21 protein-coding genes and 1 pseudogene are annotated in these 21,138 nt (G+C 37.7%); 18 read left to right on the top strand and 4 right to left on the bottom strand.

The genetic code is table 11. From position 1 onward, the window contains the following. Together KHA96_RS15250 and KHA96_RS15245 are read left to right on the top strand one after the other, a co-directional pair. Nucleotides 1-258, top strand: a 258-nt coding sequence (locus KHA96_RS15250) for a zinc ribbon domain-containing protein (RefSeq protein ID WP_213130181.1), incomplete at its 5' end; no start/stop codon positions are given. A gap of 65 nt (nucleotides 259-323) precedes the next feature. After that, nucleotides 324-992 carry a thermonuclease family protein gene (locus tag KHA96_RS15245; RefSeq protein WP_481748250.1) on the top strand — a complete coding sequence of 223 codons (669 nt, stop codon included), beginning with the start codon at nucleotides 324-326 and terminating at the stop codon, nucleotides 990-992. Nucleotides 993-1,115: 123 nt separating this feature from the next. Here KHA96_RS15245 and KHA96_RS15240 read toward each other — a convergent pair whose 3' ends face one another. From KHA96_RS15240 to KHA96_RS15230, 3 genes and pseudogenes are all read right to left on the bottom strand, one after another. Continuing rightward, nucleotides 1,116-1,679: a GNAT family N-acetyltransferase gene (locus KHA96_RS15240; protein ID WP_213130180.1), complete on the bottom strand. Its 564-nt coding sequence runs from the start codon at nucleotides 1,677-1,679 to the stop codon at nucleotides 1,116-1,118. Nucleotides 1,680-1,730: 51 nt separating this feature from the next. Then, entirely contained in the window at nucleotides 1,731-2,276 is a 546-nt protein-coding gene (locus KHA96_RS15235; protein WP_213130179.1) for a TetR/AcrR family transcriptional regulator, read from the bottom strand. Between the two features lie 182 nt (nucleotides 2,277-2,458). Further along, a pseudogene (locus tag KHA96_RS15230) lies at nucleotides 2,459-3,420 on the bottom strand (AraC family transcriptional regulator). A 165-nt stretch (nucleotides 3,421-3,585) separates the two neighbouring features. On the opposite strand from KHA96_RS15230, the gene KHA96_RS15225 reads away from it, so the two are divergent. The 9 genes from KHA96_RS15225 to KHA96_RS15185 all read left to right on the top strand — a co-directional run bounded on the left by KHA96_RS15225 (nucleotide 3,586) and on the right by KHA96_RS15185 (nucleotide 11,844). Continuing rightward, entirely contained in the window at nucleotides 3,586-4,563 is a 978-nt protein-coding gene (locus tag KHA96_RS15225) for an aldo/keto reductase (protein WP_213130178.1), read from the top strand. Nucleotides 4,564-4,660: 97 nt separating this feature from the next. Then, nucleotides 4,661-5,875 (top strand): sugar efflux transporter, encoded by a 1,215-nt coding sequence (locus KHA96_RS15220; RefSeq protein ID WP_213130177.1) that lies wholly within the window; start codon nucleotides 4,661-4,663, stop codon nucleotides 5,873-5,875. Nucleotides 5,876-6,023: 148 nt separating this feature from the next. Beyond that, nucleotides 6,024-6,428, top strand: a complete 405-nt coding sequence (locus KHA96_RS15215; protein WP_213130176.1) for a MerR family transcriptional regulator — start codon at nucleotides 6,024-6,026, stop codon at nucleotides 6,426-6,428. A 259-nt stretch (nucleotides 6,429-6,687) separates the two neighbouring features. Next, entirely contained in the window at nucleotides 6,688-7,869 is a 1,182-nt protein-coding gene (locus tag KHA96_RS15210) for an MFS transporter (protein ID WP_213130175.1), read from the top strand. A gap of 23 nt (nucleotides 7,870-7,892) precedes the next feature. Beyond that, the gene (locus KHA96_RS15205) at nucleotides 7,893-8,729 is read left to right on the top strand and encodes an alpha/beta hydrolase (RefSeq protein ID WP_213130174.1); all 837 of its coding nucleotides are present in this window, start codon (nucleotides 7,893-7,895) and stop codon (nucleotides 8,727-8,729) included. 370 nt (nucleotides 8,730-9,099) lie between these two features. Next, on the top strand, nucleotides 9,100-10,110 hold the full coding sequence (locus tag KHA96_RS15200; RefSeq protein ID WP_213130173.1) for a DUF3231 family protein: 1,011 nt from the start codon (nucleotides 9,100-9,102) through the stop codon (nucleotides 10,108-10,110). 207 nt (nucleotides 10,111-10,317) lie between these two features. Further along, entirely contained in the window at nucleotides 10,318-10,743 is a 426-nt protein-coding gene (locus KHA96_RS15195) for an SRPBCC family protein (protein ID WP_213130172.1), read from the top strand. After that, nucleotides 10,744-11,088: an ArsR/SmtB family transcription factor gene (locus KHA96_RS15190; RefSeq protein WP_213130171.1), complete on the top strand. Its 345-nt coding sequence runs from the start codon at nucleotides 10,744-10,746 to the stop codon at nucleotides 11,086-11,088. It abuts the gene before it with no gap. A gap of 228 nt (nucleotides 11,089-11,316) precedes the next feature. Then, a complete protein-coding gene (locus KHA96_RS15185) occupies nucleotides 11,317-11,844 on the top strand; it encodes a CueP family metal-binding protein (protein WP_213130170.1) in 528 nt (175 codons plus the stop codon). A 57-nt stretch (nucleotides 11,845-11,901) separates the two neighbouring features. Here the strand turns inward: KHA96_RS15185 and KHA96_RS15180 are convergent, their stop codons facing one another. Continuing rightward, a complete protein-coding gene (locus KHA96_RS15180; protein WP_213130169.1) occupies nucleotides 11,902-13,098 on the bottom strand; it encodes a helix-turn-helix domain-containing protein in 1,197 nt (398 codons plus the stop codon). A 130-nt stretch (nucleotides 13,099-13,228) separates the two neighbouring features. On the opposite strand from KHA96_RS15180, the gene KHA96_RS15175 reads away from it, so the two are divergent. The 7 genes from KHA96_RS15175 to KHA96_RS15145 all read left to right on the top strand — a co-directional run bounded on the left by KHA96_RS15175 (nucleotide 13,229) and on the right by KHA96_RS15145 (nucleotide 21,002). Further along, nucleotides 13,229-15,508, top strand: coding sequence for a beta-glucosidase family protein (locus KHA96_RS15175; RefSeq protein ID WP_213130168.1), 2,280 nt, complete (start codon nucleotides 13,229-13,231; stop codon nucleotides 15,506-15,508). Nucleotides 15,509-15,718: 210 nt separating this feature from the next. Continuing rightward, on the top strand, nucleotides 15,719-16,543 hold the full coding sequence (locus KHA96_RS15170; protein WP_213130167.1) for a formate/nitrite transporter family protein: 825 nt from the start codon (nucleotides 15,719-15,721) through the stop codon (nucleotides 16,541-16,543). A gap of 161 nt (nucleotides 16,544-16,704) precedes the next feature. After that, nucleotides 16,705-16,980 (top strand): hypothetical protein, encoded by a 276-nt coding sequence (locus KHA96_RS15165; protein ID WP_213130166.1) that lies wholly within the window; start codon nucleotides 16,705-16,707, stop codon nucleotides 16,978-16,980. 28 nt (nucleotides 16,981-17,008) lie between these two features. After that, entirely contained in the window at nucleotides 17,009-17,770 is a 762-nt protein-coding gene (yidC, locus tag KHA96_RS15160; RefSeq protein ID WP_249315642.1) for a membrane protein insertase YidC, read from the top strand. A 127-nt stretch (nucleotides 17,771-17,897) separates the two neighbouring features. After that, nucleotides 17,898-19,136: an efflux RND transporter periplasmic adaptor subunit gene (locus tag KHA96_RS15155; RefSeq protein ID WP_213130164.1), complete on the top strand. Its 1,239-nt coding sequence runs from the start codon at nucleotides 17,898-17,900 to the stop codon at nucleotides 19,134-19,136. After that, nucleotides 19,120-19,800: an ABC transporter ATP-binding protein gene (locus KHA96_RS15150; protein WP_213130632.1), complete on the top strand. Its 681-nt coding sequence runs from the start codon at nucleotides 19,120-19,122 to the stop codon at nucleotides 19,798-19,800. The genes KHA96_RS15155 and KHA96_RS15150 overlap by 17 nt, the downstream gene beginning before the upstream one ends. After that, nucleotides 19,797-21,002, top strand: coding sequence for an ABC transporter permease (locus tag KHA96_RS15145; RefSeq protein WP_213130163.1), 1,206 nt, complete (start codon nucleotides 19,797-19,799; stop codon nucleotides 21,000-21,002). Before KHA96_RS15150 ends, KHA96_RS15145 begins: the two co-directional genes overlap by 4 nt. The last annotated feature ends 136 nt before the right edge of the window (nucleotides 21,003-21,138 follow it).

Genomic DNA, 21,138 nt, shown 5'->3' with positions numbered 1-21,138 from the left:
TCGTGGTCACAATTCAGAACGATGTTGGAATATAAAGCAAAATGGTACGGAAAACAAGTAGTCCTTGTTGCAAGGAATTTTGCTTCCAGTCAACTTTGTTCTCATTGTGGTCATAAACATAAAGCCGTTAAGGATCTAGCGTTGCGTGAGTGGACTTGCCCATCATGCGAATGCCTTCATCAACGTGATCTTAACGCAAGTATCAATCTTCGCAATGAAGCATTGCGATTAACCGCAGGAACTGTGGGGATAGCCTAATGCATTAGAAGCCAAGGGGTTTCTGTACCTAGGAATCTTACGGCTTTAGCCGTGAGAGGTTCAATATACTACTATTAGTTTTAAACCTTATAGGCTGCTCTAGTAGTACAGGCAATAAGGTTGGGGTTGAATTAGTGCAGCCCATTGATGGCGATACGATTGTTGTCATGTATAATGGTGAACGAGAAAAAGTAAGGTTTTTATTATTGGATAGCCCTGAAACTTCACACCCGCGTCTAGGTGAACAGCCTTTTGGGCAAGAAGCTAAAGAGTTTACTACTAATTTAGTAGAAAACGCTAAAAAGATTGAGTTGGAATTTGATATTGGACCAAAACTAGATAAATATGGGCGATTATTAGCCTATGTGTATGTGGATGGGAAAATGATTCAAGAGGAATTGCTAAAGAAAGGCCTGGCTAGAGTCGCATACATATATCCACCAAACACCCGCTACGTTAATCAATTTGACGCTATTCAAAAGAAAGCGCAAAAAAAAGGAGTGGGGATTTGGGCGATTGAGAATTACGCCCGGGAGGATGGATTTCATCCTGAAACGATGGATACCGATTCAAAGGAGAACAAATCAAAAGACTGTCTAATAAAAGGAAATATTGGCTCCGAAAAAATCTATCATACTCCAGACTCTCCGTGGTATGAACAAACAAAGGCAGAAGCGATGTTTTGCACGGAGAAGGAAGCAGTGAAAGCTGGTTTTCGTCCTCCTAAGCGATAAAAATACTTTCGAGTTGTTTTGAGAGGGTTCAACTATGTAGAAATTCATCAAGAATACAACAAGTTTCTCATATGAAAAGTTGGTTAATTCAAACGAAGAGAAATCCACTAACCCTTACAAATCTCAATTAGGAATAGTGGCTCTTTTTTTGTTAAAATCATTTTGTTTTATATGAAATAGTACATGCTTATTTAATGGACTATCGTTATTTATTTTTGGGTGCTTGAAGGTTTCTATATAGTTCATACCAATTTTTTTCATTACATTTTTCGATGAATGATTAACATCTGCTGTAAAACTATAAACATCACTAAAACCTAATTCATTTAATCCATATTCTAGGCAAGCTAATGCCCCTTCAGTTGCATAACCTTTTCCCCAGGCCTCTTTTTTTAATCGCCATCCAATTTCTATACACGGTGTAAAATCAGCCTCAAATGTTGCCTTGTGAAAACCTATAAAACCTATAAACTCTTTATTTTCTTTCACTTCCACAGCATATAACCCAAATCCACATTCTTTGAATTCTGATAAAATTAATGTAAAGAACGCATTTGTTTCTTCTTTTGATAAAGTTTTGGGAAAATACCTCATGACTTCTTCATCTGCATTTATTCGACTAAATGGCTCTAGGTCTGTTTCATTCCAATCACGCAATCGTAATCTTGATGTTTCAAAATATATCATTTCACACCCCCGATAATCTGGCATTTTGTTTACATAGTCATCATCGACTAATCATAGATTTCTGTCCAGCAAAATTCCCACTTGTTCCGCCATGACATACGGTGGATAAGGCATTTCATTCTTGACCCACCATTCCACAATCCCGATATACGACATCACAATAAACTGAAGAATAATCTCTTCGTTTAACCCGCGGTTTTTCCCCATATTAACTTTGATGTCGTTCTTGAATTGTTCCGATAGAAATTCAAGGAACTGTGTTCGAAAATGCTGCATTCCATTGCTTGCCAACATGGTGGAAAAGAATAAGTAATTTTCTTTAATATAATCGAACCACACTTGATTTGCGTCAATATAATCTAATTCTGCTGCGGAGTCGCATAGTTCTTCCATTTCATTAAGATGTTCTTCAATAAGCTTTTCAAGCAGGTCAAATTTATCGACATAATGAGAATAAATCGTACCCCTGCTAACATTGGCCTTGCCGGAAATATCATGCATCGTAATATCATCAAAGTTTTTTTCGGAAATTAACTCGATAACAGCATTTTTTATCGTTTCTTGTGACTTTAGCCTTCTTCTATCAACTTTAGACATTATAAAAGATCCCACTTTCTTACCATAGTTATTTTAATAAATACTTTGTTCATTAATGAACAAGGTTGAGTTGAATATAAATATAGCCGTAAAGGACCATCCGTTACGGCACTTATAGTTATGATTATATATATAACTTCTAAATAATTCTAACGTTATTTAGTAATCTGTTCGATAAATGCTTATGCATTAAGCCTTTGATCATATTTTTCTTTTAGTCGCTTTATATCCTCTCTTGGAGGTAAGCCAAACATACGGGAATATTCACGGCTGAATTGTGAAGGACTTTCATAACCTACCCGGAATGCAACATCAGCGGCATCAGTTGACTCTGTCAATAATAGTCGCCTTGCTTCCTGCAGTCTTAGCTGCTTTTGGAACTGAATAGGGCTCATAGCGGTTATATCCTTAAAGTGTCTATGAAGTGAAGAAATGCTCATATTGGCAATTTCGGCAAGCTCTTCAATGCGTATCGAACTATCGTAATTATTTTTAATTGCTTCGATAACATCCCCAATTCGATACGTATCGCTTCCTTCTATTGCGATTTGCCTAATGTAGCACCATGGGGCCCTTGCAGTACTCTATATAGTATTTCCTTTGTAAATAGGGGAGCAAGTACTGGGATATCTTTAGGGCTATCTAGTAATCGAGCCAATCTGATAACTGCGTCTAAAATAGTTTCCTCTGTCCTGCCTACAAACATAGCTCGCTTGTTTTTTTCTTTTGAGCCTATATGAATGTTTGAATCACTTATTACCTCTAAGATTTGGCTAGGGGTAAATTCAAGCTTGAAGCATAAATAAGGAACGTTCGAAGCTGCCTTGATGACTTTACCTGTAACAGGCAAGTCAACCGATGCTATGAGATAATCGCCAGGACTGTAACTAAATCGTTCCTGCGCAAGAAATACTTCCTTTTCGCCTTGCGCGATAATACAAAGGGCAGGTTTATAAACCCCGTGTTTTGGTTCGGTAACATTAGACTCACGTATGAAAAAAAGTGACGGAACAGCAGTTGCATGGACGCCATCATTCGTTGAATAGCTTTCTATTATTCTCGTAAGCTCATCATGCTGTGTATATTTGTTCAAATATACAAACCTCCTTATACGTTCGACTTTAGTGATTTCATTATAAGACATTTTTTTGTGTAGTGTAAGAGTTGTGAGAGGATTAGGCAATCATTTGCGAGGAATTGGATAGCGGTTACATTATTGATTCTGTCATAATAAGGATTCGAAAGCATCTCGATGATTGTAAAAGGCAGAAAAAAATATATTAGCTAAGTGGAAGTGAGGGACAATTAAATGGAATATGTAAAACTCGGAAATACAGGTTTGGATGTCTCACGGATTTGTCTTGGAACAATGGGTTTTGGTGATGTGAACACTGGATTTCATCAATGGGTGCTTGATGAGGAGAGCAGTCGCCCTGTTGTAAAAAAGGCCCTTGATTCGGGGATCAATTTTTTTGATACAGCGAATGTATATTCAAACGGAACGAGCGAGGAATATCTCGGACGTGCTCTGAAGGATTATGCGAATCGTGATGAAATTGTTATTGCGACGAAAGTGCGTTTCCGTATGCATGAAGGACCAAATGGAGAAGGGCTTTCACGCAAGGCGATCATGAGTGAAGTTGATAAGAGTCTTAAGAGATTGGGAACAGATTATATAGATCTCTATCAAATTCATCGATGGGATTATAATACTCCGATTGAGGAAACGATGGAGGCGTTGCACGATTTAGTGAAGGCTGGAAAGGTAAGATATATTGGTGCTTCTGCCATGTATGCTTGGCAGTTTTTAAAAGCGTTGCATGTAGCAGAGAAAAATGGCTGGACGCGATTTGTATCGATGCAAAATCATTATAACCTCATGTATCGTGAAGAGGAGAGAGAGATGTTGCCTCTTTGTAAAGAAGAAAAAATTGCGGTGATTCCGTATAGTCCACTTGCTTCAGGAAGATTGACTCGCGATGTGACAGATACAACACATCGTTCCGAAACAGATCGAGCACAAAAATTTAAATACGATGCGACTGCCGAGCACGACCGTTTGGTCATAGAGCGTGTTGCCGACCTTGCGGGAAAACGCGGTATTCCTCGAGTACAAATTGCCCTTGCTTGGTTGCTGCACAAAGAGACAGTAACAGCTCCAATTGTTGGTGCTACAAAAATGTCTCATCTTGAGAATGCAGTAGAGGCGCTATCTGTGAAGCTTACTACGGAAGAAATGGCTTTCCTTGAAGAGCCATATGCTCCGCATCCAATTAGTGGTTTTTGATTTTTACGCAAGTCAAGAAAATGCAGGGGTACCGATTATTTTAATACTGGTACTTCTGCTTTTCGTTTAAATTTATGCTTTTCAAGGAGGAAAAAATTTGTTTGCACGAATAAAAAATCTGTTTGCTATTAAAGGATATAGCGTTCTCGTGATTTGTTTACTGCTGATTGGTATGGGGATTTCTATTACATCTCCATATATTCCCTTGTTTCTAACAGAAGATTTTGGAATGACAGCCGGAGCTTTTGGTGTTTTTATGGCGATTAGTTCATTAAGCGGCGTAATTATAAACTCGCTCATTGCTAAACATTCTGATAGTGGGGTGGATCGAAGGTGGATTATTATTGTTGCAGCGTTTTCTGCAGCATTAGCTTATTCCTCTTATCTTGTGTTTCATAACTTCCTTATACTGCTTCTTGTCGTTACCATTTTCAATGGATTAGCTGCACCCGTCATGCCGCAAATCTACGCATACGCTCATGAATCAGCAAATGCAAGCAAATCAGATGATAAGACATTAGCGCTATCCTCATTGCGTTCTCTTGTTTCTCTTGGATTTCTAATAGGTCCATTATGTGGGACACTCATTTTAGTGCTTGCCGGATACAAGGGGATCTTTCTAGGAACAGCCGCTCTTTATCTTACAGTCGCTTCTCTTGTATTTTTCTTCTTAAGTAAACGAAAAATGGCTAATAGTGATGTTAAAAAGATAAAATCAGGTGTTTCTTGGATTAAAAATAGGCAAATTAGACTGCCATTCATCGCCTTTCTCTTCCTGTTTGCCATCAATGCCATCCATTTGATCATAATACCATTGTTTATTGTAAATGAACTTCATGGGACATTTAAGGATGTGGGAATTGTCGTTAGCATTTGCGCAGGTTTGGAAATTCCGATTATGCTTGGACTAGGTGCTTTAGGAAAAAAGGTATCCAATCATACCTTAATCATTTATGGTTGCATGATTTTAATCATCTATTACATCATCTTAAGTGTAGCAACAAAGCCTTGGCAGTTAATCCCTGCGCAGCTTCTTCAAGCTACCTTTGTAGCGATTGTTATGGGCAACGGATTAAGCTACTTTACGGAACGACTACCTGATTCACCAGGGCTTGCCACGACGATTTATTACAACGGATCTACGCTTGGACGGTTAGTAGGAAGTCTAGCGGGAGGATTGATTGCCCAGTTACTAGGATTTCGTTATGTTTTTTGGGTATGTCTGTTACTTGCAGTTCTATCATTCCTTTTATTATGGAGGACAAAACCACTTGGGAAAGGCTCAAAATTGTCGAGTGAGGTTGGGGTATAAAGGTCTATGATGGGAAATATATCAAATAGGTAAATCCTTTTCTATCTTTCTTTTGATTTATCGATTAGTTTGAATGATAGAATGAAATATAAGCGTAGAGAAAATTATATTTTTATGAATAGCGAGAATACAGATAGGCGGGAGTCTTATGACTTATTCTATTGGAGAATTTGCTGAAATCGTCGGTGTAACTGCGAGTAAGATTAGATATTATGAGAAGGAAGGGTTGCTTTGTCCTCATAGAAATGAAAAAAATGTAAGGAAATTTACCGACCATGATGTTGGATGGTTTCGATTTTTACTCCTTTTAAAAGATACAGGGATGTCCATGGAAGAATTAAAAAAGTATACTGAATGGCGTGCAATGGGAGAAGCGACAATAACGGAAAGGTTAGCGTTGCTTAAAAAGCGGAGGCGTCTCATGGAATTGGAGATGCAGGCATTGCAAAAAAACATGGATATATTGAATCGCAAGGTTACATTTTATGAAGATCAAATAAAAGGGAATAAATACGATTTTGTCCTTTATCCAAATGAAGAGAGAAAATCTTAAGATAATTTCAGACAAGAGCATTTTTATAAATGTTTTCTTGGCTTTTTTTGTTGACTTAAAGTGCACTTTAAGATGTATTCTTAAAATTAAGTCATTGGGGGAGCTTATCTACTAGAGGATAGGGCCTTTAGTTATACTATTAGAAGTTTTTAATTTTTTGCTATCCGTACTATTAGCAAAAGAAATCTCTTCTAGATAAGTTCGAGAGACTAAACCAACTTAAATTTCATACCATGTCTTTTAACCGGGGAGGAATAACATGGAACGTTTATGGACGAGGTCTTTTATCCTTATGACCTTAGGAACTCTATTTTTATTCATTGGATTTTATATGCTTTATCCAACGTTGCCAATTTATATTAAACAGATTGGTGGAAACGAATCACAGGTTGGATTAGCAATGGGTACATTCATGTTATCTGCTGTCCTAATACGTCCAATTATTGGGGGGCTATTAGATCGTTTTGGCAGGCGCCTATTTATCGTTTGGGGACTGTTATTTTTTGCTTTGTTTATGTATTTATACGAGTGGACATCAGCTATTATTGTATTATTGGGGCTCAGGGTGTTGCATGGGATGAGTTGGGGTGTTACGACTACCTCTATGACCACAGCGGTTACGGATATGATCCCATCTAATCGTCGTGGAGAAGGTTTTGGATGGTCTGGCATGGCGATGACTTTAGCAATGGCCATTGGTCCGATGTTTGGCCTCTGGATTAGTGATAATCTATCTTTCCATACCTTATTTTTAATTTCAGCCGCGCTTTCGGTTATCGCATTGCTCATGACGTTTGGTGCAAAAATGCAATTCCAGCCGAAGAAGAGTGCAGGAAGAATTGAAGTATTCGAAAAGTCCGTCATGCCAGTTGCGGTATCTGTCTTCTTCCTATTTATCGCTTACGGAGGCATCACAACCTTCATTCCGTTATTTGCTCATTCGTTGCATGTCAATTCTGGTATGTTTTTTCTCGTATACTCCGCAACACTTTTTCTAATCCGTCCGTTTGCAGGAAAGCTTTCTGATTTGAAAGGTGAGTCGTTCGTCATTGTTCCGGCGCTTTTTGTCACCATGATTGCGTTGATTACGTTAAGCCTATCGACTGGGTTGCTAGGTATACTTGTCTCGGCGGCCCTGTATGGTATTGGTTTCGGTTCCGCTCAGCCGGCTCTTCAGGCGGCAATGCTTCGTTTTGTTCAACCAGACCGTATGGGTGTTGCAAATGCCACTTTCTCGACAGCCATTGACCTTGGTATCGGGCTAGGTGCGATTATATTAGGTTGGGTATCGCAATTCTGGAATTATCGAGTGTTATTCTCGGTAAGTGCCATGTCGGTTGCTTGTTCCTTACTATTGTTCTTTTTCTTAGTCGTTCGGTTAAATAAAAAAAAGTTGCTTATGAACGTGCAAAGTTCGGGGAGTTCCACTAATATAGATTAAAAAGATAGAGGGGGAGAGTGTAGATGGCATTACTTCAAGTGAATTTCTTGTCAAGTTCATTGGGGAGAACCGTTCCAATGAATGTTATTTTGCCAGTCGATAAAATGACGTTTCCTGGCATGCCAATAAGGGAGGACAAACCTTACAAAACATTATATTTACTTCACGGCGTGTTGGGAAATTACACTGATTGGGTAACTGGAACGAACATTGTAAGATATGCAATGGAGAATGACTTGGTTGTTGTCATGCCTTCCGGCGATAATATGTTTTACGTAGACAACCCGTGGACAGTTAATAATCGATATGGTGAGTTTATTGGGAAAGAATTAATCGAGATTACGAGAAAAATGTTCCCGCTTTCCCATAAAAGGGAAGATACATATATTGCAGGTCTCTCCATGGGAGGCTTCGGTGCTATTAGAAATGGTTTAAAATATCATGATACATTTGGATATATTGCAGGACTGTCTTCAGCACTCGTTATTGATGGCGCTGAAAAGATGTCAAATGATAGCCCACTTTTTTTTACGAATCGCAACTTTTTTGAAGGGTGTTTTGGAGACGCCTCAAAGGTGGCGGAAAGTGACATGAACCCAAAGTGGCTGTCTAAGAAGCTTGTAGAAGAAAAAGTAAATATACCCAAAATTTACATGGCCTGTGGTAAAGGGGACAGCCTGCTTGAAGCAAATAGGAGTTTTAAGAGCCACTTGGAGAATAGTGGAATTGATGTTGCATATGAAGAAGGGCCAGGAGGACATGATTGGGATTTCTGGGGTGAATATATTAAGAAAGTATTAGATTGGCTTCCTCTGGAAAACAAAACTGCAGGAATTAACAGTGGGAATGTTGGAGTTTAATAGTAAATGAAATAGCATTAAGCGTAAGGTTACTTAGTATAGCGAGGACAATTCCTATTTCTAAAAAGGATTGTTCTCGTATTTTTATATTTACACAATACGTGTAATCCTTTTAAAGAGATAATAGATATCTTCTGTTTGATAGGTTTTATATAAAATTTGTATTAAAACTCAATTTGACTAGTAGAAGTTCGAGGAATATTTGCCGCGGAGCAAGACTTATTAGGGAAGAATACTGGTATTACAAGATATTTTTTTATCATTCCCTAATAAAGAAGTTAGTGTTCAGTATGCAAAATGAATAATGAAATATTATTTTTTGTTTTGGAAACTCTAATGATGAGAAGTGGGATAAATTGGAGGTTCCAAAATGGATAATAATCATAAGGATACAGGGTTAACATCAGCGGAAATGGGAAAGCTTTGGGCAACCTATATAGGTAATACAATGGGAAAGTGTGTTCTCAACTATTATCTCAAACATATAGATGACCGGGATATTAAGAAGGTATTAAAGGATTCACTAAGCCTTTGCGAAGGATGGATAAAGGATATAAAATTCATTTTTGAAAAAGAGAATTTTCCTCTACCCGTAGGATTTACGCAGGATGATGTGAACTTAGATGTTCCAAGGTTATTTCATGATGAATTTTATCTTCATTATTTGCAATACTTAGGCAAGGCGGGAATGAGTATTTATTCCGTTGCCATTCCATTAGTAACAAGAACAGACGTAAGAAATTTATTTATGAAAGGTCTTAATGACACTTCAAAATTGTTGGCAGAAGTTAATGACATTCTACTGGCGAAAGGACATCTTGCAAATTCACCTGTTATCCCTGCACCAAAAGGCACTGATTTTATTGATAAGCAAAATTTCTTAAGTGGATTTGTAGGAGAGAAGCGACCCCTCCATGGGTTAGAAATAGCTCATCTTTTTGGAAACATCAATAATGATGTTACGAGTAAAGCGCTTATTATTGGCTTTAGCCAAGGTGCGAAAAGTGAAAAGGTGAGAAAGTTCTTAGAGCGCGGAGAAAATATTAATCATAAGCATATTGGGCTGCTATCTAAAAAGTTGTCCGAAAATCATTTGCCTTCGCCGACTCTTTTAGACCATTTGGTTACAACATCTACTAAGCCGCCATTTTCAGATAAACTTATGGTATTTCATAAAATCGATATGTTTTCAATGAAAATAAGAGAATATGCTAATGGCGCCTCGCTTAATGGAAGAAAAGATTTAGGTGCTTTATATGCTCGTTGCTTATTAGATGTTTCACTTTATGTTGAGGACGGAGCAAACTTAATGATTGATCATAATTGGCTAGAACAGCCGCCAGAGGCGCCAAACCGAAATCAATTAGCTAAAGAGAAATAAACTATAAATGGAAAATGTATAACTTAACGTAATAGAGATGCAAGGTGAGCAGATAATGACATGATGTTTTACAAATTTCCTTCTACTGATGGAAACGGTAGAAGAATTTCGTTTGCTTACAATTTATTTGACGTGAAACCAAAAGGTGTTATATCATAAAATACGAAACCAAATGGTTTTACATTTATATATTAAAGGAGTACGACGATGGAAAATAATCATCATGTAAAAGATATTAAGCAAACCGTCATGATCGAGGCACCTATTCAAAACGTATGGGATGCTGTGTCCACTGCTGAAGGCATTGCATCATGGTTTATGCCAAATGATTTTCAGTTGAAAGTAGGACATGAATTTCATGTGCAATCACCATTTGGACCATCGCCATGCAAAGTGTTAGAAATAGAGGAACCGCATCAACTTTCTTTTTCATGGGATACAGATGGGTGGTTCGTTACGTTTATATTAAAGGATTTAGGCGATAAAACAGAATTTACTCTCATTCACGGTGGCTGGAAGGATGCAGATGCGATCGTTCCTAAAGCAGGGGAGAAAGCTTCTATTATCCGTGATAGAATGAATGAAGGCTGGGCTGGTATTACGAAGAAGCTAGGAAAGGTTGTGGAAGGCTAAGTGTCTTCAGCTGCTAAAAAATACGATGTCTTTCAATCGATTGCAGATCCAACTCGAAGAAAAATGCTTCAATTGCTAGCTCAAAAAGAAATGCCTATTGCGACGATAACATCGCATTTTTCGATGAGCCGCACCGCTATTGCCAAACATCTTCATATTCTTTCAGAAGCAAAATTAGTTAGTGGACGAAAGGTTGGACGGGAAAAAATATATACATTACAGCCCGAGCCCTTTGAAGAAATAAAGCAGTGGCTTTCTTATTATGACCAGTTTTGGAGCAACAAGTTGTCAATGCTAAAAACTGTAGTTGAAAATAATAAGGCAGTTGAACTAGAAAAAGATTAATAAAACTTGGAAACGTGCATGATGCTTTGTTCATGCGCGTTTTATGTGTAAGGTCAATTTTGTGTAACTATTTTCAAATAATAAAGTATATGTTTTCCGCCATTTAATTATATAATATAATGTGAAAGAGATCACAAGGGTTAGTGGAGCTTGGAGGAGATAAAAAATAATACAGGTATTTGGAATGGGCAACGTAGTAGCTAAACAAAAAAAATGGAGTGGATAGTAATGAAGCTGAAATTTACTGTAGTAATATGGTTAATTGCCATTATTGTATTAGTTGCTTGCAGCGGAAAAAATATAAATGAAGATAATAAAACCCAGAACATTAAAGAATTAGTTCATGATTATAGTGTGGGGAACAATAAAAACAGTCAAACTGCATCCATTACATCTAACGAACTAATTGTGACCAACAGTGATGAAAGTAAAAAAGTCTTTGACTTGCCTGAAGATGAATTTTTTGTTTCAATAGCACCATTCATTAATGAAACACACCCATGCAAAATTCATAGTCTAACGGGTTGCCAAGGAGAAATGACTGAAAAAGAGTTTGATGTATACATCGAGGACGAAGATGGGAATGTTGTACTAGATAAAACATTAAAATCCCAAGCTAATGGATTTATCGATTTATGGTTACCACGTGATAAACAGTACCTCATAATGATTAACCATGAAGGAAAAAAAGTAGAATCTACGTTCTCGACCTTTAATGGAGACGGCACTTGTATCACTACCATGCAATTAACTTAAAATGAGACTAGCTAATGGGAGAGGAACTAATATTCTTTTCCCATTAGCCACAAGAAATTAATCAAGCTCAGAAATTAAATGCTCTTCCCTGTATTGTTTAGGTGTGAGCCCGCTATATTTCTTGAACACTTTCGAAAAATAACTTTGATCATAAAAGTTCAGCAGTGAATATATTTCGGTAATAGTATAGTCTGTCAAGGCTAATAACTTCTGAGCTTCTTCAACTCTGGAACGAATAATATAGTCTTTTAGTGTTATTCCAGCTTCCTTTTTAAACAATTGAGATACATAACTGGCATTCAATTTAACAAGCTCCGCAAGCTTCCCGATACTAATATCCTCGTATAAATGTTTTTGAATATATCTTTGGCACAAAAGAATCGGCTTTGAATAGGAATGAATTTTATACTTAGCGACGCGCTCAGTGAAATCTAGTATGGCATTATTTCTTAACTGTATGATGTCATTCATATCATTTATTTCCTCAAGCTTTTGAATATACAGATCACTGATCGTATACGCCTCTTCTGAAGGGACGCCGCCTTCAAGTGCCGCTCTTGTCGCGAGGGTTATTGCGGCTATAATGAGGTTTTTTTCACTTCGAATCATACTCTTCTTTGAAAGAGTTCCAAATCTTCCATTCTGCGGCTGGAATGCAATTGATTGTTCAAGACCTTTTAGGTTCCCATCTTTGATAAACTGTAATAATTTTTTCTCGTATAAATAAGAGTAATGAAAAGACATTTCCTGCTTTGCCTTCGAAATGAGTACATCTGGCTTTTCTATTGATTTGAATGCTTCAGTATTTCCTGTTTCGAGTTTTTGGCTGAAAAGAAAGTAATGAATGAGTGATCCGACTTGTTGTAATCTCTCTTTTATCATAATTGGAACAGACTGCAAGTAATGAAGAAGCTCCTGCTTTTTATAGAAAGGAATATTAAAATCGTTCATGATTCCATTGACCATTTCATGTGTTATTGTTTTCTCTATTGTTGGTCCTAGGAGAATTGCATCGTCACCGCATTTTAGGTAAAAATAATTTTCTGCAAATGGTGAAGAGGCGATTGTGGAAAATGGTCTTTCGTTTAAAAGAATCTCCAATATATGTAAAGGTTTTTCCTCCAAAGGATATGGTTTTATATTTGCTGTGAATTTAAAAACTTCCTCTTGATACATATTGTAATAATAAATAGGAACTCCAACCGATTCAAAAAGCAGCTTGCAAAAGTATTCGATTTCTTCCAGCTTCTTCATCATAAAAAGCTCCTTATGTAACCGCTTAAGTTTTATGAAAATTATACCTAAAATATTAAAATAATACAATAAAATAAATAACTTTTGAAATAGAGTCATAGGTAAATAGATAGAATAGGAGGCAATATTTATGGTACGGGATATTAAAAAACTCGTTTCTGAAATGACGCTTGAAGAAAAAGCTGGGTTGTGTTCGGGACAGGATTTTTGGACGACGAAAGCAATTGAACGGTTAGGAATCCCCTCAATGATGATGACAGATGGTCCGCACGGTTTAAGAAAGCAAAAAGCAACTGAGAATGTGGATAACTTGGGGATTTTCAATAGTGTTCCTTCTACATGCTTCCCGTCTGCCGTTGGACTAGCGAGCACGTGGGATCGTGATTTGATTCAAGAAGTAGGCATTGCTTTAGGGAAAGAATGTCAAGCGGAAGATGTCGCAATTTTACTTGGACCTGGTGTAAACATAAAAAGGTCACCTCTTTGTGGGCGCAATTTTGAGTATTTTTCCGAGGATCCGTACTTAACATCAGAACTAGCTTCAAGCCATGTTGACGGAGTTCAAAGCCAAGGAGTCGGAACTTCATTAAAACACTTTGCCGCAAACAACCAAGAACATCTTCGAATGACTTCCGATTCTATTGTAGATGAAAGAACGCTTCGCGAGATCTATTTTGCCAGCTTTGAAAATGTGGTGAAAAAGTCGCAGCCATGGACTGTAATGTGCTCCTACAATAAAGTGAATGGCATTTATGCTTCCGAAAACAAGCGATTACTCACAGATATTTTAAAAGAAGAGTGGGGACATGAAGGATTTGTCGTTTCCGACTGGGGAGCGGTAAATGAACGGGAAGCTGGGGTTGCCGCAGGGTTGGAGCTTGAAATGCCATCATCTGGAGGAGTTGGAGATCAAAGAATTATTGAAGCTGTGCAAGATGGCCGATTGTCTGAAGAAGCATTGAATAAAGCTGTTGAACGTTATTTAAAGGTGCTTTTCAAAGCAGTAGACAGTAAGCAAGAAAATGTTACGTACAATCAAGAGGAACACCATCAATTGGCAAGAAAAGTAGCTGGCGAATTGGTTGTTCTTTTAAAAAATGAAGCAAGAACTCTTCCGCTTAAAAAAGAAGGATCGATTGCGGTTATTGGTGGATTTGCGAAAAAGCCTCGCTTTCAAGGTGGTGGAAGCTCCCACGTCACACCGACAAAGCTAGATGAACCTTTTGAAGAAATTCAGAAGCTGGCAACCTCAGCTAAAGTTTCTTTTGCGGAAGGGTATAGGCTTGATTCGAATGAAATAGATGATGTATTAATCAGTGAAGCGAAAACTGTTGCAAGAAATGCAGATGTCGCCGTTTTATTCGTTGGACTTCCTGACAGCTTCGAATCAGAGGGGTATGACAGAACGCACTTAAGCATACCAGAAAACCATGAAAAACTGATTGAAGCAGTTTCAGAAGTACAAAAAAATATAGTTGTCGTGTTAAGCAACGGATCGCCTATCGAAATGCCTTGGCTTGATCGAGTCAATGCTGTTCTTGAAGGTTATTTAGGTGGACAAGCATTCGGAGGCGGTGTCGCGGATGTTCTCTTTGGTGAAGTGAACCCATCAGGAAAAATAGCTGAAACATTCCCAATGAAGTTAAGCGATAATCCTTCTTATTTAAATTTCCCAGGCGAAGGAGACTCCGTTGAATACAAAGAAGGAATATTCGTTGGATATCGCTACTATGAAAAGAAAAAAATGAAGCCGCTTTTCCCATTTGGTTTTGGGCTTAGCTATACTACTTTTGAATATACCAATGTTACGCTAAGTTCCGATAACATCAAAGATACGGAAACGGTTGATGTGATTATTTCGATAAAAAATACAGGCCCTGCAGCGGGGAAAGAAATTGTTCAAGTATATGTAAGTGACAAAAGTGACAAAGTGATTCGCCCTGAAAAAGAGCTAAAAGGTTTTGCAAAAGTAGACCTTCACGCTGGAGAGGAAAAGACAGTTAAGATTACATTAGATAAACGTTCGTTTGCGTACTATAATGTCGCTTTGAACGATTGGCATGTTCAAAGCGGTGAATTCGAAGTTTTAGTCGGTGGATCCTCAGATTGCATCGCTCATGTAAAAACAATTCATGTAGATTCAAGTATGGTTTTACGGAAAAAAGCTCATCGTAATACGACTTTAGGTGAATTAATGGAAGACCCTGCTACTGCAGCGATTGTACAACAAATTATGGCGGGAATGGCTGAGCAAGGCGGTTTGGCGAATGCTATGAAGGAAGAGCCTAATGATATGATGCTTGCGATGATGAAATATTTGCCTCTACGTGCTCTTGTGAACTTTAGTGGAGGTAGATTTTCGGAAGAAATGATGGAAGGATTATTAGCACAAATTAATACAGTCCAATAACAATGAAATGAATGGAAAAAACGTTCATAATACAGTAATATAATAGATAGATAAGAATAAGGGAGTTCTCGATCAAAGAGCTCCCTTTTTAACAATTATCCTTGTGAATAAATGCACAAGAATGGTGATGCAACATGTTAATGCTCTGATGTATTACAGTTATTTATGTGAAGTATTGAACAAAGAACTATGGAGAAGGGACGAAAGAAAATGGCAACCATGGAAACGAGTGCGCTTGAAACATTAAGGAAAAAAGCACAAGCATCAGTTTTAATGGTAGAAAATCGCCCAGTGGAATATTTAATTAGGGCGATGCTGGCAGGAATTTATCTTGGTTTTGCTACTATTTTTTGTTTGAAGACAGTAAATGGCATGTATATGAATCAAGAGCCATTGGCTGGGTTTGTAGCGGCTGTATTATTCGGGGTAGCCCTCGTCATGATTGTGTATGGAGGTGCGGAGCTTTTTACAGGCAACACGATGTATTTTGCGATATCGACATTGAGCGGCCATACATCCATGAAAAAAACGATGCGTGTTTGGACTTTTTGCTTTATTGGTAATGCATTAGGAGGATTGTTTTTTGCATTGTTAATGGCCCCAACTGGAATTATTCAAGAACTTGGGATGGAGAATTGGTTATTCGCGCTTGCAGAAGGGAAAATGAATCATACAGCCATTGAAATTTTCTTTAGAGCGATTTTATGTAATTGGATGGTATGTATGGCAATCTTTTTGCCTAAAACGTTGAAAAATGAATTTGCACAAATTTTCACGTTAATGTTGCTCGTATCTGTCTTTTTCGTTTCTAGCTTTGAACACGTCATCGCTAATCTAGTCTCGTTTTCACTCGTTTTAATCATTCCGCATCCCGAAACCATTACAATTGCAAAGGCTATTCATAATATTATTCCTGCAACATTTGGGAATATCATTGGTGGTGCCTTGTTTATGGGAGCACTCTATACGTGGTTAAATACTAAAAAAGCAAAAGATGTAAAAGTGACAAAACTGAGAGCAAAAAGATCAGTGTAACGAATGGTAATTACATGAAGTATAATAAAAATCTTTTACATTCCTTAAAAATACGACTATACTTTCTGTATTGACATAAAAGCGGAAGGCGTGGATCTACCTGAAGAGTTATGACTTGGAGGGGATAGGCGTCGAAGCTGTTCAAGAAATAAGGTGTGAATATGTACGATATTCTCTTTCAAGAATCCTATACAGAATGGGTAGTCCCGTTAACTCTTGCCATTACGTGGCTTCTTAGTTGGCAAATCGTTTTATTGTCTCATCCTGTTCAAACTAACAGGAAAAGGAAAATAGATACTCATTTTCATATAAATGATTTTTTGACTCAAGCCCATCCAAAAGAGTGTCCTGTTTTTGATGTGTCACGTTTGATCAAAACAGTTAAAAGAAAAGAAGCTCCCGATGATCCGGAAGGGCCACATCTTCTATTTTTATAAACAAATTTTAAATAGAAGGGTGAAATCATTGAAAAAAAACACAGTATTATTTTCGGTTATTATCTTTGCATCCATCTTCCTTGGAGGATGTTCAGCTGTACAAAATCAAACGGGTTTCTTTTATAATACTTTTGTTCGTCCATTTGCTTTTTTAATTCACGAAATTGGCTCCTTTTTCGGTGGGAACTTTGGTTTAGCCATCATCATCATTACGCTTCTCATTCGGTTAGTACTTATGCCGTTTATGTTAAAAACGTATAAGAACCAACAATTAATGAAGATAGGTATGGAAAAACTTAAACCGGAAATGGAAGAAATACAAAAGCGGACAAAGGAAGCAAAAACGCCGGAAGAAAAAAAACAAGCTCAGCAAGACATGATGGCTTTATACCAAAAGCATAACGTCAATCCGCTTAATATGGGCTGTTTACCGATGCTGATTCAAATGCCGATTTTAATGGGACTCTATTATGCCATTCGCGGCTCCCAGGAAATTGCGACCCATTCGTTTTTATGGTTTGACCTCGGCCAAAGAGATATCGCGATGATGCTGATTGCTGGTTTTGTGTATTTTATCCAATCACGGGTATCTATGTCTACTGTGCCAGAAGCTCAAAGAAAACAAATGCAGATATTCTCGTATCTCTCGCCAGCTATGATTATGTTTATCTCACTTTCGGCCCCTGCCGCACTCCCGTTATATTGGGCTGTAGGAGGAACCTTCCTAATCGTCCAAACATGGATTGGGCATAAATATTATATGCAGCACCCCGAAAAAGCAAAAGAATAGTTGAGATGGATAGCCTTCAAACTTGAGGGCTATTCTTTTTTTGTCAAATTTGAAACATTTCCCATCTGGATTACGTCTAGTAACGAGAAGAAATATATAAAATTATGGGGTAGTAGGGGGAAAAAGGGTGAAAAAGAAAATATGGATTTGGACATTGTCAATCATTGTAGTAATGGCAATCGGAATTACACTAATTTTTACTATGAATAAAGGTCCGAAAATGGCGGACAACCCGATAGAAGAAATGCCGGTAATGGTCCAGAAAGCAAAAGAAGAAGAATTGGTAGAAACAATTCTTGTTACTGGTAAAATCGTTCCAGAAGATGAACAAAAAGTCTTTTTGGAGCCCGAAAAAGGTGAAATTAGTGAGTATAAAGTAAAGGAAAATCAAAAGGTAAAAGCAGGAGATCCTTTATTTATATATGATTCTGCCAAACTAAAAACAGAATTTAATAGAGCAGTAAGAGAAAGAGAATTGACACAAAGTAGAGCACAAACGGAAATAAACCAAATTGCAGAATTAAATAAACGAATTGCAGAAACAAAAAAGAAGGTCGGTGTTCCACAAAAGATTAAGTCAGAAGATCCTGAAGCTGAAGACGAGACGATCATTCCGGTTACACAAGATGATTTGAACCAACTCTTAAATGAAAAGATTCAATTGGAACTTCAGTATGAAAGCACTAAAGCCGAGATTGAAGGTTCACAGGAACGAATCAATGAAATAGATGCGCAAATCAAAGCTATGACCGTAACGAGTAAAATTAATGGAATAATTGTAAAGATAAATAAAAACTCCGTAATAAGTGAAAACGGTGCAAATGAGCCCGTTATACATATTACCTCTAGTAAACCATTTAAAGTGATCGGCACGATGAGTGAATTTGATGCAGTTAAGATTCAAAAAGATCAAGCTGTTATTGTCCGTCCAAAGGTATATAAGGAAAGAGAATGGAAGGGAGTAGTAGAGTCGGTTTCCCAATTTCCAAATGATGAAGGCGGCGGTGAAGACTTTGGTGGAGGCATGGGGGGAGGAAATGTCACGATGTATCCTTTTAAAGTTGGGATAACAGATGACACTTCTGAGCTTCGCCAAGGCTTTCACGTTTCATTGGAGGTAAAAATAAGTGGAGAAGGCAAGTCGCTTGTTGTTCCACATATGGCAATCATGGATGAAGACGGCATGCCTATCCTATATGTTTTAAAAGACGGGAAATTAGAAAGACGTGAGATCCAAACTGGTAAAATGAACGACGAATTTATTGAAGTCACAGAAGGCATTAGCTTAGGAGAGCTTGTCGTCACTAATGCCCCTGAAGGCATCCACGATGGAATGGAAGTGGTCTCCTATGATGAAGTTGAGTGAGATTACAAAAGTGTATGGCAACGGCTCTCTACAGGTAGCTGTTCTGCATGATATTAATTTAACCATTGAGGAGGGAGAGTTTGTCTCCATCATGGGTCCATCCGGATCAGGGAAATCTACATTAATGAATATTATCGGATTTTTGGATTACCCGACATCCGGTTCGTATGAATTAAATGAGGAGAAAATTGGATTAGTAAAGGAAAATAAGTTAGCACGATTAAGAAATAAGCATATCGGTTTTGTTTTTCAACAATTTTTCTTACTGCCGAGAGCAAATGCTCTTAAAAATGTAGAGTCAACACTAATATATGCTGGTGTTTCAAAGCGTGAAAGAACAGCAAGAGCAAAGGAAATGCTTGAAAAAGTTGGGTTAGAGGATCGTATGAAACATTTGCCAAACCAGCTATCTGGTGGTCAAAAGCAACGTGTAGCGATTGCAAGGGCATTAGTGAATCAGCCTTCTATAATTCTAGCAGACGAACCGACTGGAGCTCTTGATTCGAAAACGAGCGAACAAATCATGGAGCTATTAGTTCAATTGAACGAAGAAGGGAAAACCGTCATCATTGTTACCCATGAAGAAGACGTGGCAAGGTATACAAATAGAATCATAACGTTGAAAGATGGAAGAATTACGGATGACCGGAGGAAGAGCCGATGAGTGTATGGGAAAGTTTTAAAATTGCTCTATCCTCCATTTGGAATCATAAAATTCGATCGATATTAACGATGCTTGGAATCATAATTGGTGTGGCAGCGGTCATTACAATTGTAGCTATTGGTCAAGGTGCACAAACTCAATTGACTGATGAGTTATTTAGCACGGATAAAAATGCAATTGAGCTTTTTTATGAACAAAACCCAACTGAAGATGGATCAGAAATGATGTGGATGGAACCTGAATTAACGCAGGAGGATGTAGAGACCCTTTCCGCAGTTCCAGGAGTGAAGGCAGTACTAGCTACCAACCAGGGTTGGGGTGCACTTGTCCATAATGATAAGCAAGGAGAAATGGAAATAACTGGCGTGGGAGCAGATTACTTCGCAGCAAGAAGTATTAAAATAGTTGAAGGCCGTCCTATTAATATAAGGGATAATGAAGGCATGAACAGAATTATTATGATCGACACTGTTGCAAGGAAAAAGTTTTTTAAAGAAAACGAAAATGTGATTGGTGAAATTGTCGATTTAAATGATAATCCTTATAAAATCATAGGTGTTTATGAATCGCCAATACCTGATCAATTCCGTCATTCAGAATATGGTGAAATGCTGATGCCGCGTGCATTGATTTCCATGATGTTCGGGAATCGAGAAATTGAAAGATTGGCTATCATTGCAAGTGATCCAGATAAAATTTCAGAAACAGGGCATCTCGCAGCAGATACCTTAACTCAAAGTAAAAAACTTGAAGATGGAAAGTATAATATATTTGATTATTCCCAAATTGAAGGTGAATTTAATCAGTTTATATTGATTATTACGTTATTTATCGGCAGTGTTGCTGGAATTTCACTTCTTGTTGGAGGGATAGGAGTGATGAATATTATGCTCGTTTCCGTTACAGAAAGAACGAGAGAAATTGGTCTCAGGAAAGCTTTAGGGGCTACTAGAGGAAAAATATTATTACAATTTTTGATTGAATCTGTCACATTGACATCCTTGGGGGGATTAATTGGCCTCGGTTTAGCTGTTTTAGGGACATTGCTTATTTCCGAGCTTTCTCCAATTACAGCAACGATAAGTCCGCTTGTTGTCATGATTGGTGTTGGGTTTTCCGCCTTTATCGGTGTAGTGTTTGGAATTCTTCCAGCTAATAAAGCTTCAAAGCTAAGCCCGATTGATGCTTTACGATATGAATAATAAGGTTTTGTCCTAGAGCATGATCGCTTTAGGACCCCTTTTTTGTATAGGATTTTAAAAAATAAGAGAAAAAAGCAATTCCTTTTACATATACTAGCAGTAAGCTTAAAGATAACAGCCTTGTATAGCATCGTAA

This window comes from Bacillus sp. FJAT-49711 (assembly GCF_018343715.1).
Taxonomy (GTDB): Bacteria; Bacillota; Bacilli; order Bacillales; family Bacillaceae_C; genus Lederbergia.
This window is presented reverse-complemented; position numbering and strand designations above follow the sequence as displayed.